The 14,840-nt window shown below is 39.0% G+C and carries 9 protein-coding genes; 3 read left to right on the top strand and 6 right to left on the bottom strand.

Annotated features, from left to right (window positions below; genetic code table 11):
* Positions 1 to 2: 2 nt before the first annotated feature.
* The 5 genes from Q4534_RS10190 to Q4534_RS10170 form a co-directional block, all read right to left on the bottom strand.
* Positions 3 to 827: a sugar phosphate isomerase/epimerase gene (locus Q4534_RS10190; protein ID WP_303613063.1), complete on the bottom strand. Its 825-nt coding sequence runs from the start codon at positions 825 to 827 to the stop codon at positions 3 to 5.
* 49 nt (positions 828 to 876) lie between these two features.
* On the bottom strand, positions 877 to 1,728 hold the full coding sequence (locus Q4534_RS10185) for a sugar phosphate isomerase/epimerase (protein ID WP_303613062.1): 852 nt from the start codon (positions 1,726 to 1,728) through the stop codon (positions 877 to 879).
* 28 nt (positions 1,729 to 1,756) lie between these two features.
* Positions 1,757 to 2,797, bottom strand: a complete 1,041-nt coding sequence (locus tag Q4534_RS10180; protein WP_303613061.1) for a ThuA domain-containing protein — start codon at positions 2,795 to 2,797, stop codon at positions 1,757 to 1,759.
* 320 nt (positions 2,798 to 3,117) lie between these two features.
* Entirely contained in the window at positions 3,118 to 4,623 is a 1,506-nt protein-coding gene (locus Q4534_RS10175; RefSeq protein ID WP_303613060.1) for a RagB/SusD family nutrient uptake outer membrane protein, read from the bottom strand.
* A gap of 27 nt (positions 4,624 to 4,650) precedes the next feature.
* Positions 4,651 to 7,752, bottom strand: a complete 3,102-nt coding sequence (locus Q4534_RS10170) for a TonB-dependent receptor (RefSeq protein WP_303613059.1) — start codon at positions 7,750 to 7,752, stop codon at positions 4,651 to 4,653.
* A gap of 483 nt (positions 7,753 to 8,235) precedes the next feature.
* On the opposite strand from Q4534_RS10170, the gene Q4534_RS10165 reads away from it, so the two are divergent.
* On the top strand, positions 8,236 to 9,195 hold the full coding sequence (locus tag Q4534_RS10165) for a glycoside hydrolase family 43 protein (RefSeq protein ID WP_303613058.1): 960 nt from the start codon (positions 8,236 to 8,238) through the stop codon (positions 9,193 to 9,195).
* 136 nt (positions 9,196 to 9,331) lie between these two features.
* Here the strand turns inward: Q4534_RS10165 and Q4534_RS10160 are convergent, their stop codons facing one another.
* On the bottom strand, positions 9,332 to 10,378 hold the full coding sequence (locus Q4534_RS10160; RefSeq protein ID WP_048640962.1) for a LacI family DNA-binding transcriptional regulator: 1,047 nt from the start codon (positions 10,376 to 10,378) through the stop codon (positions 9,332 to 9,334).
* Between the two features lie 252 nt (positions 10,379 to 10,630).
* Here Q4534_RS10160 and Q4534_RS10155 point away from each other — a divergent pair, with 252 nt between their 5' ends.
* Entirely contained in the window at positions 10,631 to 13,315 is a 2,685-nt protein-coding gene (locus Q4534_RS10155) for a TonB-dependent receptor (protein WP_303613057.1), read from the top strand.
* Positions 13,316 to 13,374: 59 nt separating this feature from the next.
* Positions 13,375 to 14,835 carry a sucrose phosphorylase gene (gene gtfA, locus Q4534_RS10150; protein WP_303613056.1) on the top strand — a complete coding sequence of 487 codons (1,461 nt, stop codon included), beginning with the start codon at positions 13,375 to 13,377 and terminating at the stop codon, positions 14,833 to 14,835.
* Positions 14,836 to 14,840 lie beyond the last annotated feature (5 nt).

Raw genomic sequence — 14,840 nt, 5'->3', positions numbered from 1 at the left:
GGTTATTTTAGTTTTGGCATTAAAGATTCCTGTATCCATTTTCCATCGTGGAGGGTTACAAAATCAGGATCCTCCAAAGCTTCTTGGCCTTCATCCTCGCAAATGATCCATCCATCAAAGTTCTCATCTTTAAGCCACTGTGTAATCTCTGTTAGGGCTACTTTCCCATTGCCCATAAGTGTGAATTCAGGATTTCCGTCCCAATCTTTATAATGCACATGGTTGATAAGGGAACGATACTCTTTCATTTTGGTCAAAGGGTCCATGCCTCCGTTGATAATGTGTCCCACATCAGGGCACCAACCGGTAACTTTAGAATCCAAGGATTCAAGAATCGCTTTGTAGTCTTCTTCTGTCCTGGTAATGGAAGTGTGGGGAGAGTTGGGGTGAAAGCTGCTGATAACCCCTTTGTCTGCAGCCCTAGCCGATACGGTATTGACTATATCTACAAGATTTTTTCTTCTCTCTGTAAGATTGTGTCTTCCTGTAGGAATTTGAACAGTGCAAAGAACTGAATCAGGGAACCTAGAAAGTAATTTAATGGCTTCATCTGCAATTTTTTTCTCCTCATCGGTTTCTTTGGTGCCATTCCAATCCAATGCCAAAGCCACGGCAGCAAGTGAAATGTTTTGTTCTTTTAACTTGGCTTCGAGCGCATCAGCATCAGCCAATGGCCCCATCCAAGTGAATATGGGTTGGATACCTGTAAAGCCTGCTTTGGAGATAACTTCTATCATATGACCCAGCTGGCCTTTATAAGTTTCTCCATTGTTACTCATAAACCAGGTGTATACTTCTGCGCCGAAACGAAAGGGTAGTTCAGACATTTGATTTGGTTATTTAGGTTATTGTTAAAATTAATTATTAATACGGCACTTAAAGCCCGTGCTTTTCTCCCATGGATTTAATGAATTTGTAGCCATTTTCTGCCATTTCCCAAGGTTCAGAGAAATCTCTCCATACACCAATAGAGTTGGCAAAGTCAGGATCATTTCTTGTAAACCCTTCTATGGTAAGCCATCCGTTAAACTTGATCTCAGCTAAAGTAGCGAAAGTGTCATCCCAAGGAACATGACCCGAACCGGGTGTGCCCCTGTCATTTTCACTAATATGTACATGACTTAATACCGGGGCTATTTTTCTGATGGCATCTCCCAGGTTTTTTTCTTCGATGTTGGCATGATGGGTGTCAAACATGGCTCGAACATTCGGATGATTTGTCTTGGTGATCAAATGCAGCAATTGCTCCATGGTGTTGCACAGGTAACATTCGAAACGATTAAGTGCTTCCGGTGTAAGCACAATTCCGGCCTGCTTGGCATAGTCTCCTGCTTGGTATAAAACTTCAGCACTTCTGCTGTATTCATCCTCGTTGGGAGACCTTTGGGCAAAGGTTGAGAAGGCAGAATGGAAAGGGCCACAGATTATTTTTGCCCCTAAGTCATGAGAACGGTCAATGGTCCATTTCATTTTGTCTAAGGCTTTAGCCCTTACTTTTGCATCAGGATCTATTGGGTTTTCATCAGGTCCCATTACAAATACAGTACTGCTTTCTAATCCTAGTCCTTGGGTAAAACTACCAATTTCTTTATAGGCTTTTTCATCCGGTGCTCCTACAAAAAATTCCACTCCGTCATAGCCAATGGTTTTTAGTCTTTCGATAATAGGCTTTAATTCATCAGAAACTGCAGCCGACCAGGCTAAGACATTAAATCCAATCTTATTCATTATCTATTATTATTTTAGGCTTTAAAAATTATTCGAAATCAGTGACTTTCATTCCGCGTCGGAAATTGTCAAAACCAAACATGGTGGGTGCATAATCTCCAACAATATCCACATTCGCTTTTTCAGGTATCTTGTTTTCCATATCAAGTCCCCAATAGCTGGCGTTAACGATTAATCGCCGCAAGTCTTCACTTAACAAGTCAATGGATGCACCAAGAGTGCTGGCAAATACTTTTCCTTTTTTGCCACCTTCTATTTGATAGGATTTGGTCCATACCACAGGCATTAATGATTTTTTCCAGTTGATTGGCGCCTCAGCATTCATACCGGAGGTAGAAGCACCATGGATCAAAACCTCAGCATCTTCACCAATACCATTTACTGTATATACGTCTGAAGCTGCCCAAATGTCGGTTACTCCATTTAATAAAGGGTTTTTAGCCGATACTTGAATTCCATCTAAAAGTGCACGAGTGCCTTCTACCGCATGGTGTCCATGGTGGGCTACCCATGTTTCACCTAATATCTTTTTACCAAATCCTTTTTCCCATCCGGGTACAGTGCTTTGCCAATGGTACTTGGCATAAGTGCTTTTGCTGTCCTTTCCATAGTTAAAAGCATGCGTCGACGTACGCAAGGCAATCAATGGTTTCCCAGACTTTAGGTAATCATCAAAATATTTCATTTGCTCATCAGGAAGTTCACGAAAGCGCAATAGTATTATGACCAAATCTGCATCCTTAAGGTGTTCCATTCCCGGGATGTTGGTTTTGTAATTGGGGACTACATTGTTGTTTTCTGGATTGATGGCAAACAAAACAGTAGTATTGAAGCCATGGTGCTTGGACAGAATCTTTGCCAACATGGGCAATCCTTCTTCAGACCTGTACTCATCATCACCGCTTATTAATACCACATTTTTGCCTTGTCCGATGCCTTTTTCTCCTTCGAATTGTAATAGCAATTTGTCCTCCTGGGCCAAGGTCAACCCGGCAGTGATCAAGAATGTGAAAATAAATAGGCTTGCTACTTTGAGACTATTGTTTTTAAATTGATGTATTGTATCCATTGATAGTAAGTGTTATTTCAAGTTTTATTCGAGGGCCTTTATTTTCTAGTGGAGAAAACCAAGACAGTCAGTTAATTTTAGAGGTGAACCCTATTAAGTAAGTCCTGTTCAAAAATTGTATTGTATTGACTGAATTTTTATAGCTCTTATGCAAAATAAATGCCTGTTGTATAATTCGGGTTTAAAGTAATAAAATTGTTTGTAACAATCCTCCATTTATTCAAATAGATCTGAGCAAAAAAGGATAAAAGGGGTAAAAGGATGATCGAAATCCTTTTTACCCCTTTTCCTTAATTATCTGTTAAGCTTGCTAGGTTATCTCAATATCCTTGGTTTTGGCTAAGTTTGTCATTGTTCCTGATTTCTGCCGTAGGAATTGGGAAAAGTAGTTCCCGCTCAGTTACCGTAGGGCCATAGGTAAATTGATGTCCAACATAATCTTCGAATTCTCCGGAAACTACATTCCAGGCTTTTCGTAACCTTACCATGTCAAACCAAGTTTTGTTTTCAAAGCACATTTCTACCCATTTTTCGCGCCATACAGCTTCTCTAAATTCTTGCTGGCTAAGGTTTTCTAGTCCGGGCAATTCCGCCCTGTCTCGAATTTTGTTAATGGCTTCATAGGTAGCGTCCGTTGGTCCATTGACTTCATTCATTGCTTCAGCATAGATAAGTAATACCTCAGCAAAACGGAAAACAGGCCAATTTAAACCACTACTGGTAGAGTTTAGTTGAGCTTCTTCATCAAAGTGCTTCCAGATATAATAGTCTCCCAATTCCTTGATGGTGCTTCTATCTGACTCCAGGCTGTATTCTGTATAGAAGAATGTCTTTTCATCAGCTCTTTTGTCACCTTCTTCAAATGCGTCGACAAACTCTTGGTTGGAAAAGATTCCACCAGTCTCCGCACTATAAGCCGAAATGCCACGGTTATAAGGAATAATTGAAACCTGCCAAGTGGAAGGAACTGTAAAAGCAGCGTATTGTATCATGAAAATATGTTCTCCCTGGTTTTTGTCCTCCACAGAGTGAAGGTTGTCATAATCTGTAAACAAGTCATAGACGCCGGATTCCATGACATCATTGGCTTTTTCAGCAGCCAGTTGATAATATTGATCTCCTGCTTGTAATGGATAGCCGGCCATGGTGAGGTATACACTTGCCATTAGGGTTTTAACTGCGCCAAGTGAAACCCTTCCGCTGGTGTCTCTCCAAGGTAGACCAGCGTTCTCAGCAGCTTCAAGGTCTGCTACAATCTGATCATAAATAGCAGCCGTAGAAGCGGCTTCCGGATACAATTCCGGGCTGGTTAAGTCAATAGGCGAGGTTATCAGTGGGATATCTCCAAAAATCCTTACCAAGTTAAAGTAATAGAATGCCCGCAGAAAACGAGCCTCTCCCAATAGTTTATTTTGGGTTTCACTGTCCATCTCTATTTCCGGAATTTTTTCTATTGCTAGATTCGCATTGGCTATGCCTCTGTAGTAACTTGTCCAATAAGTTTGTCCATAACCATTGTCTGAGTTGTTGATCAAATTTCTTACAAACAAACTGTTTTGTGCCTGCCCAAGTTCTGTATTTGCTAAGCCTGTGGAAAATTCAAGCATCATCCATGGTCCACCGCCAAAACCTGATTGCATCACAGGTCTAAGGCTTTCGTAGATGGAATTGACCACACTGGTGGCATGTTCCGGAAGCGTGAAATAATTCTCTAAGGTAAAATTGGATTTGTCTGTCTCGTCGAGGAATTCATTACATCCCCAAGTAGTGATCATTAGCAAACTGATAAGTATCACACGACCTATTTTATTTATATTCTTTTTCATGTCATTCAAATATTCAAGTGAAACTGTTTATAGGGCAATATTTAATCCTAGCATAAATACCCTAGGTTTTGGGTAAGCATACAAATCTACTCCTTGATCAAAGGGTGATCCGGATGTAGATACCTCTGGGTCATACCCTTGAAATTTGGTGCTTAGGAAGAAGTTTTGAACAGAAACATAGGCCCTTAACCTGCTTAATTTAAGCTTTTGGATTAGCGTAGGCTCGAAAGTATAAGCAAGGAGCAAATTTCTACCTCGAAGGAAAGAACCGTCCTGTGTTCTATCTGAATCATTGAAGGTGTTGTACCCAGCAGTTAAAGGCCTCAATTGGGCAATATTTGTGTTTTGATTATCAGGGGTCCAAGCGTTCAATACAGTTCGAAAACTATTGGCTATTCCTTGTCGGTCTTCTGCAGAATGTTTGCTTCGCCACAACACTTTATTACCATAATTGAATTGAAGGTCTACCATTAATTCCAGGTTTTTGTATTGAAAGGTATTCATAAAGGTCCCAAAGCCTTTTGGGATGCCCTGACCAATAATAACCCTGTCATTGTCATTAATGGCCCCATCACCATTTACATCTTCATACTTAATATCTCCCGGTAGTTTGAGGTATTGAGCAGCCAGGTCAGTCTCGTCTGTATTCCATGTTCCTTGATGTACAAAGCCAAAAAATGAGCTAACAGGCTCGCCTTCTCGGATAATTGTGGAACCTGAAAATATATCGGCTCCACCTGTGAGCTCCAAGACTTTGTTTTTGTTTATAGAGATATTAAAGTGCGTATCCCACTTGAAATCATTATTGACGATGTTCACGGAATTGAGCGCAAATTCTACTCCCTTATTTTCCATGCTACCAATATTTCTAGTGACCAAACTGTATCCACTGCTGGAAGGAACAGGGGCATTTAGTAGCATGTCCTCTGTCAGTTTTCTATACAGGTCTAGTTCAAAAGTTAGCCTATTGTTGAGCAGCCCGAGTTCCAATCCCACATCGGTTTGAAAAGTTTTTTCCCATCTTAGGTCAGGGTTAGCAAGTCGGTTAACGCCCAATCCTATACTTCTGGAATCATTGAATATGACGGTGTAGTTGCCCATTCCTGCCAAAGCCTGATAGGCGGATATTTCAGAATTTCCGGTTACCCCATAACTGGCCCTTAATTTTAAATTGGAAATGGTTTTATGGTCTTTGAGGAAGTCTTCTTCTGAGATCCTCCATGCCAAAGCAGCTGATGGGAATACCGCATATCTATTGGCTTCCCCGAATTTGGATGATCCATCGATTCTTCCGGTAAAGGTTACCAAATATTTTTCTTTCAGGTTGTAGTTAAACCTACCAAAATAAGAGTTCAAACCATAGGCAGAAGTACCGGATAGGGTCTGGAAAACATTGGCCCCGGCACCTAGATTGTTGAACATGAAATAATCGTCTTGAAAGTCCTGCGACCTGGCAGTACTGTTAAATCGATCCACATGTTGCCATGAAATACCCAATAGTGCATTTATAGATTGATTTTCATCAAGATCCTTATTGTAGGTTAGGTAGTTTTCAAATTGCCAAGAATTTAGACGGTCATTCATCACCGAAGCATCTCCTCGTTGATTTCTGGCGATGTAGTTTAGGCTTCTTCCACCATAATAGTCCACCCTTTGATTAATAATATTACTTGCTAAAACGGAGCGAAGCTCAAGCCCTTCTGCCAAATTGAAATTGGCATAGATGTTTCCCAACATGGTTTGGGTATTGACAATATATACCCGGTCATTGACCACATGAAGGGGGTTGTTGCCACCTTCCATGCCCGGATAATCTTCATTTCCGGCCCAACTTCCATCGCTGTATTGAACCGGAATAATGGGAAGGGCTTCCAGTACCTGGCGCATGGCAATAATGCCTCCGGCACCTAATGGGTCCACTTGACTCTCTTTTTGATCCGTATAGCTGAGACTTCCTCCTACTTTTAACCAGGGTTTTATTTGGCTGTCGAACACAAATCTTCCGGCATATCTTTTTAGATAGGATTCACGCATTAAACCTTCCTCGTTCCTGTGATTGACGTAAATTCCATAGCTGTCTTTTTCATTGCCACCCGTAAGGCCCAATTGGTGGTTTTGAGTGATGGCTTTTCTGAAAGATTCATCTTGCCAGTCTGTATCATGAAGTGGGTTTCCGTTGGCATCAAATAACAGTGGATTTGTTCGTTTTAGTTTTGGGTCGCTATATATGCCGTTTGCCCAGCCGGTGGGGTCGTATTTTTGAGCATTTTGATAAGCAATATCTTCGACCATAAGAAATTCCTCAGCATTTAGTAAGGGGATTTTCTTTGGTAAAACTCCTACACTTACATCAGTGTCAAAGGTGATCATACCTCCTTTGTTGCTACCTCTTTTGGTGGTTACTAAAATCACCCCATTTGCTCCCCTTGCACCGTAAATGGCTGTTGCAGAGGCATCCTTTAAAACTTCTACTGAAGCAATGTCATTGGGGTTGATGTAATCAATAGGGGTGCTGCCATTTGCAAGGCCGGCTGCATGGATAATGACCCCATCGATGACGTAGAGTGGATCATTGGCAATACTGACAGAGGTGTTTCCTCTGATTCTGATATTGGCGCGTCCTCCGGGTCTTCCTGAATTAACGGATACATTTACACCTTGGATTCTCCCCGACAAAGCTTGGGTTAGTGAGGCTGAAGGTCGTTCTTGAAGTGCTTCGCTACTAACCGATCCTACGGCACCAGTTAAGTCCGATTTTTTTTGGGTTCCATATCCCACAACGACCACCTCGGATAGGTCTGCAAATGAATAATTCAGTAATATTTCTATATTAATCATTCCTGCTTCAATGGTTACTTCCTTGTTTTCATAACCTATAAAGCTTGCTACCAAGGTCTCACCATTGCTTACTTCCAAGCTGAATTTACCATCAATATCTGTGACAGTGCCTCTATTTGTTCCTTGAACCAGGATGGATACACCCGGAATCAACTCTTGGTCTTCCAGAGATTTTACCAAGCCATTAATAGTCCTACTCTCTTGAGCCATTAAAGGTCCTGTTGATAAGAAAAGAGAGAGAACAAAAGCCAGTATCTGGAATTTGTTTGGTTTAATAAAAATTCTTTTCATAGTGTTTTGGGTTTAATTGGAAATTAATTATAGAATTAAATTAATCATATATAAAATATATATTTATTTATAAAAATATACAATAATTTAATAATAGCTATCCTGTTCTGTCCTGTTTAATCTATAAATGAAATTTTATTGTATCAAAACATAAAAAAATCAAATATTTCATAATATAGTTTGGTTATACTTGATTAAGTAGTATTGTGTTTGGGTTTTTGTAATTGCAGATACTCGAGGTTTTTCCGTGTTTCTCTGCTGAGTTTAATGTATATTATGGATTTGTAATCAATTACTTAGGACTTGATTTATTGGGCTTGTGGAAGGCTTATTATGCCGATTTGGATAGGTTTTAACCAAACGAGGTTTTTGAGAAATAGTGCCGGAGTAAATTCTTCAATTTAGGCATGAGGTATATTGGTTCAATTGGAATTATTTTTAATCTGCACTAAGGATTATTATCTTAGAGTAAAATATATAGTTATGAATTTTGGAAAGCTTAGTGGGCCGCTGCTGTTGTTGTTCTCGGTATTTTATACTGCTATATCAGTTGCTCAAACAGAAATAGAGGAACAAGTGTACCTTTTTTCTTACTTCACAGGGAATGGAGAAGATGGATTGCATCTGGCTTATTCTACCGATGGCTATAGTTATAAAGCCTTGAATAATGGGGCTTCTTTGCTTAGTCCTACTGTCGGTGGAGATAAACTTATGCGGGATCCATGTATTATAAGAGGTGGAGATGGCTTGTTCCATATGGTTTGGACAGTAAGTTGGAAAGAGAAGGGCATAGGGTATGCTTATTCGGAAGATCTGGTCAATTGGTCTGAACAGCAGTTTATTCCGGTAATGGCGCATGAGCTGGGTGCCCGCAATACATGGGCACCTGAGGTGTTTTATGATGTGGATGAGGACTTGTACATTATTTATTGGTCCACTACAATAAAGGGGCTTTATCCCGAGACTCAATCTCAGCTGGACGATGCTCATAATCATAGGCAATACTATGTAACCACAAAAGATTTCAAGTCCTTTTCAGAAACGAAGCTGTTTTATGAACCTGGATTTAATGTGATTGATGGTACCCTTCAGAAGAAAGATGGTCGGTATTATCTCTTTGTGAAAAATGAAACCAGGGAACCTGCGGAGAAAAATATCAGGATTGCTTCAAGCAATGTGCTTACCGGACCCTACAGTAAAGCCGGTCCACCTATTACAGGTGATTATTGGGCAGAAGGCCCCACTGTGACCCAGGTGGATGGTCAATGGATTGTTTATTTTGACAAATACCGAAAGCATCAAATGGGGGCAGTGATGTCCCCGGATTTTAATAATTGGACAGATGTTTCGGATCAAGTTAGTTTTCCGGAAGGTACCAGACATGGCACTGTGTTTACAGTAGATCGGGCTTTTTTCGATGACTTGTTGTTGAAGATGAAGTAATATTATGAATTTTAGATTAGTAAATTTTTAGAAATAAACTTAAAATAAAGCTTTACTTCAAAGATTTTATTGTGAGGTTCAATTGCATATGAATTAGTAATTACTGATGAGCAAAGAGGAATAGATGATACCATTTCTAACAAAATGTTTTCAAGATCCTGTTGCTTGACTCCCTTATCTTCAATGAGGACTTTAGAATGATTTGTTCTGCTTTTTGTTCTCCATCGTTTTCGATATGTTGGATTTCTTGTATTAACTTTAGTGTTGATTTTTCACCAATTTCAAATCCAGGTTGGTAGACTGAACTTAATTGAGGTCTTGTAATTTCACACATTTCAGAATCACTAAAACCAATAATGCAAACTTTTTCAGGGACTTTAATCCCATTATCTTGGCAGGCACCCAGTGCACCGATAGATAAAATGTCACTGACACCAAAGATTGCGTCAAAAAGCTGGCCTTCTTTAATCACTTTTTCTACTAGATGGTAGGCTTCAGGTCTTGTTATGTGAGGACAGCTCTTAATATTAGAAGAGTCTAGAGGAATGTTGTATTTTTCTAAGGCATCTTTATAACCATTAAAGCGCTCTATTGTATTAAGAGGATCCTTCGGTCCTTTGAGAAAAAGGATGTTTGAGCAGCCCTGATGAATCAGATGTTCGGTGGCTTGAAAAGCACCTTCCCTATCGTTAATAATGACATGGCTTATCGTATCTGTGTCGAGTACTTTGTCAAACAATACTAATGGTATATTGAACTCTTCAAAGATTTTAAAATGATCAAAAGATTTGGTTTCATCCGAAAGGCAAACCAATAACCCATCAACATGGGATGAAAATAGCAATTTTGCGTGTTTTTTTTCGAGTTTTAGTTGTTCTTGGGATTGAGTGAGTAGTACTGAATATCCATGGTTTTCGGCAGTTTGCATTATTCCCTTAATAACACTGGAGAAGAAAAAGTGCACAACTTCAGGAATGATTACTCCTATAATATTTGATTTGTTTTTGCGCAGGTTGAGTGCCAGGTTGTTGGGGATATAATGAAGTTCATCTACAAGCTTTAGTACTGCCGTTTTTGTCTCCTTACTGATATCAGGATAATCTTTTAATGCTCGGGAAACAGTAGGTACAGAAATGCCTAATTTGGAGGCTATTGTCTTTAAAGTTACACGTATTTTAGGCATAATTTTGGAGTTATTTGTTGAAAGGATTTATGTCAGATTAGGTGTTTTTAATTTAGAATTATTATAAATTAAAAATAATTTTTAACCGAAATCGGTTACGTAATCGATTACGTAATATTACATATTTTATTGCTATTGACTATTAACCGAATGTTTTTCATGTTTGAGGCATAAATAATATTTGGCCAGAGTATTATTCACTTATCAGTTTGATAATTAATTCAAGTCAATTACTTAAATAATGACCCAATCATGACAATTATTCAAAATAATATTAAAAGAACATTTATCATCGCCATAGGAGCATTAATTTTTTTTATAAATGATTTTAATGCCTTTGCTCAGATATCAACCAAGCTATCTGGAACCATTACAGATCAGCAAACCGGGGAAGCTATTATTGGCGCCCTTGTAAGTTTGGAAGGCACTTCTCTTGGAGCAATTTCAGACTTTGATGGGAAATTTAATTTGGAAACAAATTTAGAAGGGGAGCATATCTTGAAGGTTTCTTTTTTAGGGTTTTCAACTATTGAGGAACCTGTAGTTTTAGGACAAGGTGATATTTCCAGAGATTTCCAGATGAGTGCGGACCTTGTTGGTTTGGATGTAGTCATAGTAACAGGAAATACAGATCCTAAAACCGCCATTGAATCAAGTATTTCTGTGAGTTCTATAAGGACAGACCAATTTAATCAGGCAGCACCAAGATCCACTGCAGAAATTTTCAGAAATCTACCTGGAGTGAAAACAGAGGCAACAGGTGGAGAAGGCAATGCAAATATTACTGTCCGAGGAATACCTATCGCCACAGGAGGTGCTAAATTCTTACAATTACATGAAGATGGACTTCCAGTGATGCAGTTTGGTGATATTTCATTTGGTAACGCCGATATATTCTTAAGAGCCGATAATACGATTGACAGAATAGAGGCGCTAAGGGGAGGATCGGCATCAGTACTTGCAAGTAATTCTCCTGCGGGTGTTATCAATTTTATAAGCAAATCAGGTAAAGTTGAAGGTGGTTCAGTTGCAACCACAGCTGGGCTGGATTACAATACATTCAGGACTGACTTCGAATATGGTGCTCCTATTGGAGAAGATATGAACTTTCACATAGGCGGGTTTTGGAGACAAGGAGAAGGCCCTAGGGATGCAGGCTACAATGCAAATTCTGGTGGGCAAATCAAAGCTAATTTTACTAAGAAATTTGATAAAGGTTTTGTTAGACTGTATTTTAAGCATCTCAACGACAGGTCTATTGGTTACCTTCCTATGCCAGTGCAAGTGACAGGGTCAAATAGTTCTCCTGTATTAGGGAATGTTAATAATTTCAACGCGCTTACCGGAACTCCTCATTCACCTTATTTAATGACTAATTTGAGTATGGGAGCAGATGGGAACTTGAGAAGGAGTAGTCTTCAGGAAGGGATGAATCCTATATCTACTGCAATTGGAGGTGAGTTTAACTTTTTCCTAGGCAATGATTGGTCTATCGTCAATAAATTCAGACAGCAATTTAATACAGGACGTTTTGTGTCCCCTTTTCCTTCAGAAGTGACTGATGCCCAGTCGATGGCTAACTCAATTGGAGGTGATAATTCGGTCTTAAGTTATGCTAATGGTCCAAATGCAGGAAATATAATAAGTAATCCATCCGCATTAAATGGCAATGGACTGGCTATGAGAATACACCTTTTTGATGTGGACTTCAATAATTTCAATAACTTTTCCAATGACTTACAACTGTCAAAGGAAATGGACAATGTCAATTTTACTTTTGGTTTTTATAAAGGTATCCAACATATCAATATGTCTTGGTTGTGGAATTCTTACCTGATGGAAGTTAACTCCACCAATGCAGCTTTACTAAACGTTTCGAGTGCAGATGGTAATACTACTTATACTGAAAATGGACTTACCGCTTATGGGGTTCCTTTCTGGGATAATTGCTGTACTAGAAATTATGATGCAGTTTATGACGTGAATGCACCTTACATAAATACCAGTTTTGAATTCGGGGAGCTATCTCTTGATGCGGGTTTGAGGTATGATTATGGTAGCGCTTTTGGTACTTATGCAGGCGCTGTACAATCTGCTATAGATATGAATCGAGATGGGATGATTTCAGTGCCTGAGCAAAGTGTATCCTCCGTGGATAATGCAAATGCAAACCCAATTAATTACGATTGGAGTTACCTTTCTTACTCTTTGGGTTTGAATTACAAAATCTCAGATAGTCAGGCAACTTTTGCAAGATATAGCCGTGGTGGTAGGGCTAATGCTGATAGGTTATTATTTGGCCCGGGAATAGCTGCTGACGGATCTGCTGTAGGTGGATTAAATTCTGATATGGTTACGCAAATGGAAGCTGGTTTTAAATATAAATCACCTAAAATAGGTGTTTTCGGAACAGCCTTTTATTCAAATCTCGAGGAACAAAATTTTGAAGCAACTACTCAACAGTTCTTTGACAGAGAGTATACAGCCTTAGGACTAGAACTTGAAACAGCAGCAAGATTTGGGAAATTTGATGTGAGAGGAAGTGTTACTTGGACAAAGGCTGAAATCTCAAAAGATAAATTAAATCCTGAAATAGAGGGGAATACTCCAAGGAGGCAGGCAGATTTTATTTATTACCTAACGCCATCTTATAATTTTAAAAAGGGTACTGTAGGGTTTAACCTTATAGGTACTACCGATATGTATGCTCAGGATAATAACGATTTGGTAATGCCGGGATATACTCAAGTGAATGCTTTTGCTTACTATGATATAGTAGAGGGGCTTTCGATTGGTGTTAACTCCAATAACTTGTTTAATGCATTTGGATTGACAGAGTCAGAGGAAGGTTCCATTACAAACGGAGCTACAAATGTGATAAGGGCTAGATCTATCAATGGTCGTACAACCTCTGTTACACTTAAGTTTAAATTTTAGGCATATGATTGGGGGGGTGGTCAGAAATGACTGCCCTTTTCAATTTAATGAATTAGATCGTGAAAAACCAGATACAACTAATAACCTATGCCAATAGGCTTGGAGACAATGGATTAAAAGGAATCCATAAATTAATTAAGAACGAATTTAAAGATGCATTTGGAGGGATTCATTTATTGCCTTTTTATTTTCCTATTGACGGTGTAGATGCCGGGTATGACCCAATTGATCATACAAGGGTAGACGAGAGGATTGGTTCATGGACGGATGTTTCCAAAATGAGTACAGATTTTGGTATATTGGCAGACATTATAGTAAACCACGTTTCTGCTCAATCAAAGGAGTTTAAGGATGTGGAAGAAAAAGGTGTTGATTCCCCATTTTTTGATTTATTCCTGACCAAAGAAAAAGTATTCTCTGAGGGGGCTTCGGTAGAGGATATTGAGGCTATTTACAGGCCCAGACCCAGTATACCATTTACGAAAAAAACAATTGCAAATGGGGAATCAATAAATTTATGGACTACTTTTACAAGTAACCAGTTGGATATAGATGTTTTGCATCCATTGGGTGAGGCCTACCTGAATTCCATACTTGAAAAATTTAGTCAGGCAGGCATTAAGATGATTAGATTGGATGCAGCTGGATATGCAATTAAGAAGGCAGGTACTTCTTGTTTCATGCTTCCAGAAACCTATAAGTTTCTCGATAAATTTGCAGGGAAAGCAAAGCGTTTAGGAATGGAAGTATTGGTTGAAATTCATTCTTATTATCGAGAACAGATTAAGATTGCACAGAAAGTTGACTTTGTCTATGATTTTGCCTTGCCCCCTTTGGTGCTTCATAGTATAAGAAGTAGAAGATTTACGGAGTTAAAGAACTGGCTGGAAATAAGTCCGAGGAATTGTGTGACAGTATTGGATACACATGATGGTATAGGAGTGATAGATGTTACAGGGAGTAATGGTAACCCAGGTTTACTAACTGATGAAGATGTGGACCTTTTAGTTCAGAGTATTCATAAAAATGCCAATGGGCAGAGCCTTGAAGCAACTGGAGAAGCAGCATCTAACCTTGATCTTTATCAGGTCAATTGTTCCTTTTATGATGCCCTTGGTAAAAATGATCAGGATTATCTGATAGCTAGGGCTATTCAATTTTTCTGCCCAGGTATCCCTCAGGTGTATTATGTGGGATTTCTTGCCGGAGAAAATGACATGGAGCTGCTCAGAAAAACTAAGGTAGGGCGTGATATTAATAGGCACTATTATGAAAATGAGGAAATAAGGATGGCTTTGGAAAGGGATGTAGTTAAATCCCTGATAAAGCTAATGAAGTTCAGGAACAATCATCCTTCATTTGAAGGCGATTTTATTATTGAAAAAAGTGATTCCGATGCACTTATTCTAACATGGGTCAAGGATGAGTTTAAATCAACACTTAATGTTGATTTTGAGGAGAATATTTTAAGAATAAGTTATTCAGATAGTACGGGAAATTCCATGCTTCAACTATTCTAGAAAAA

Source organism: Cyclobacterium sp. 1_MG-2023, from assembly GCF_030546805.1.
Taxonomy (GTDB): Bacteria; Bacteroidota; Bacteroidia; order Cytophagales; family Cyclobacteriaceae; genus Cyclobacterium.
This window is presented reverse-complemented; position numbering and strand designations above follow the sequence as displayed.

Coding starts and splice junctions, on each gene's coding strand:
- Q4534_RS10160 (WP_048640962.1), bottom strand. CDS start 10,378: ATGCCTAAAATACGTGTAACTTTAAAGACAATAGCCTCCAAATTAGGC.
- Q4534_RS10190 (WP_303613063.1), bottom strand. CDS start 827: ATGTCTGAACTACCCTTTCGTTTCGGCGCAGAAGTATACACCTGGTTT.
- Q4534_RS10155 (WP_303613057.1), top strand. CDS start 10,631: ATGACAATTATTCAAAATAATATTAAAAGAACATTTATCATCGCCATA.
- Q4534_RS10165 (WP_303613058.1), top strand. CDS start 8,236: ATGAATTTTGGAAAGCTTAGTGGGCCGCTGCTGTTGTTGTTCTCGGTA.
- Q4534_RS10180 (WP_303613061.1), bottom strand. CDS start 2,797: ATGGATACAATACATCAATTTAAAAACAATAGTCTCAAAGTAGCAAGC.
- Q4534_RS10170 (WP_303613059.1), bottom strand. CDS start 7,752: ATGAAAAGAATTTTTATTAAACCAAACAAATTCCAGATACTGGCTTTT.
- Q4534_RS10175 (WP_303613060.1), bottom strand. CDS start 4,623: ATGAAAAAGAATATAAATAAAATAGGTCGTGTGATACTTATCAGTTTG.
- Q4534_RS10185 (WP_303613062.1), bottom strand. CDS start 1,728: ATGAATAAGATTGGATTTAATGTCTTAGCCTGGTCGGCTGCAGTTTCT.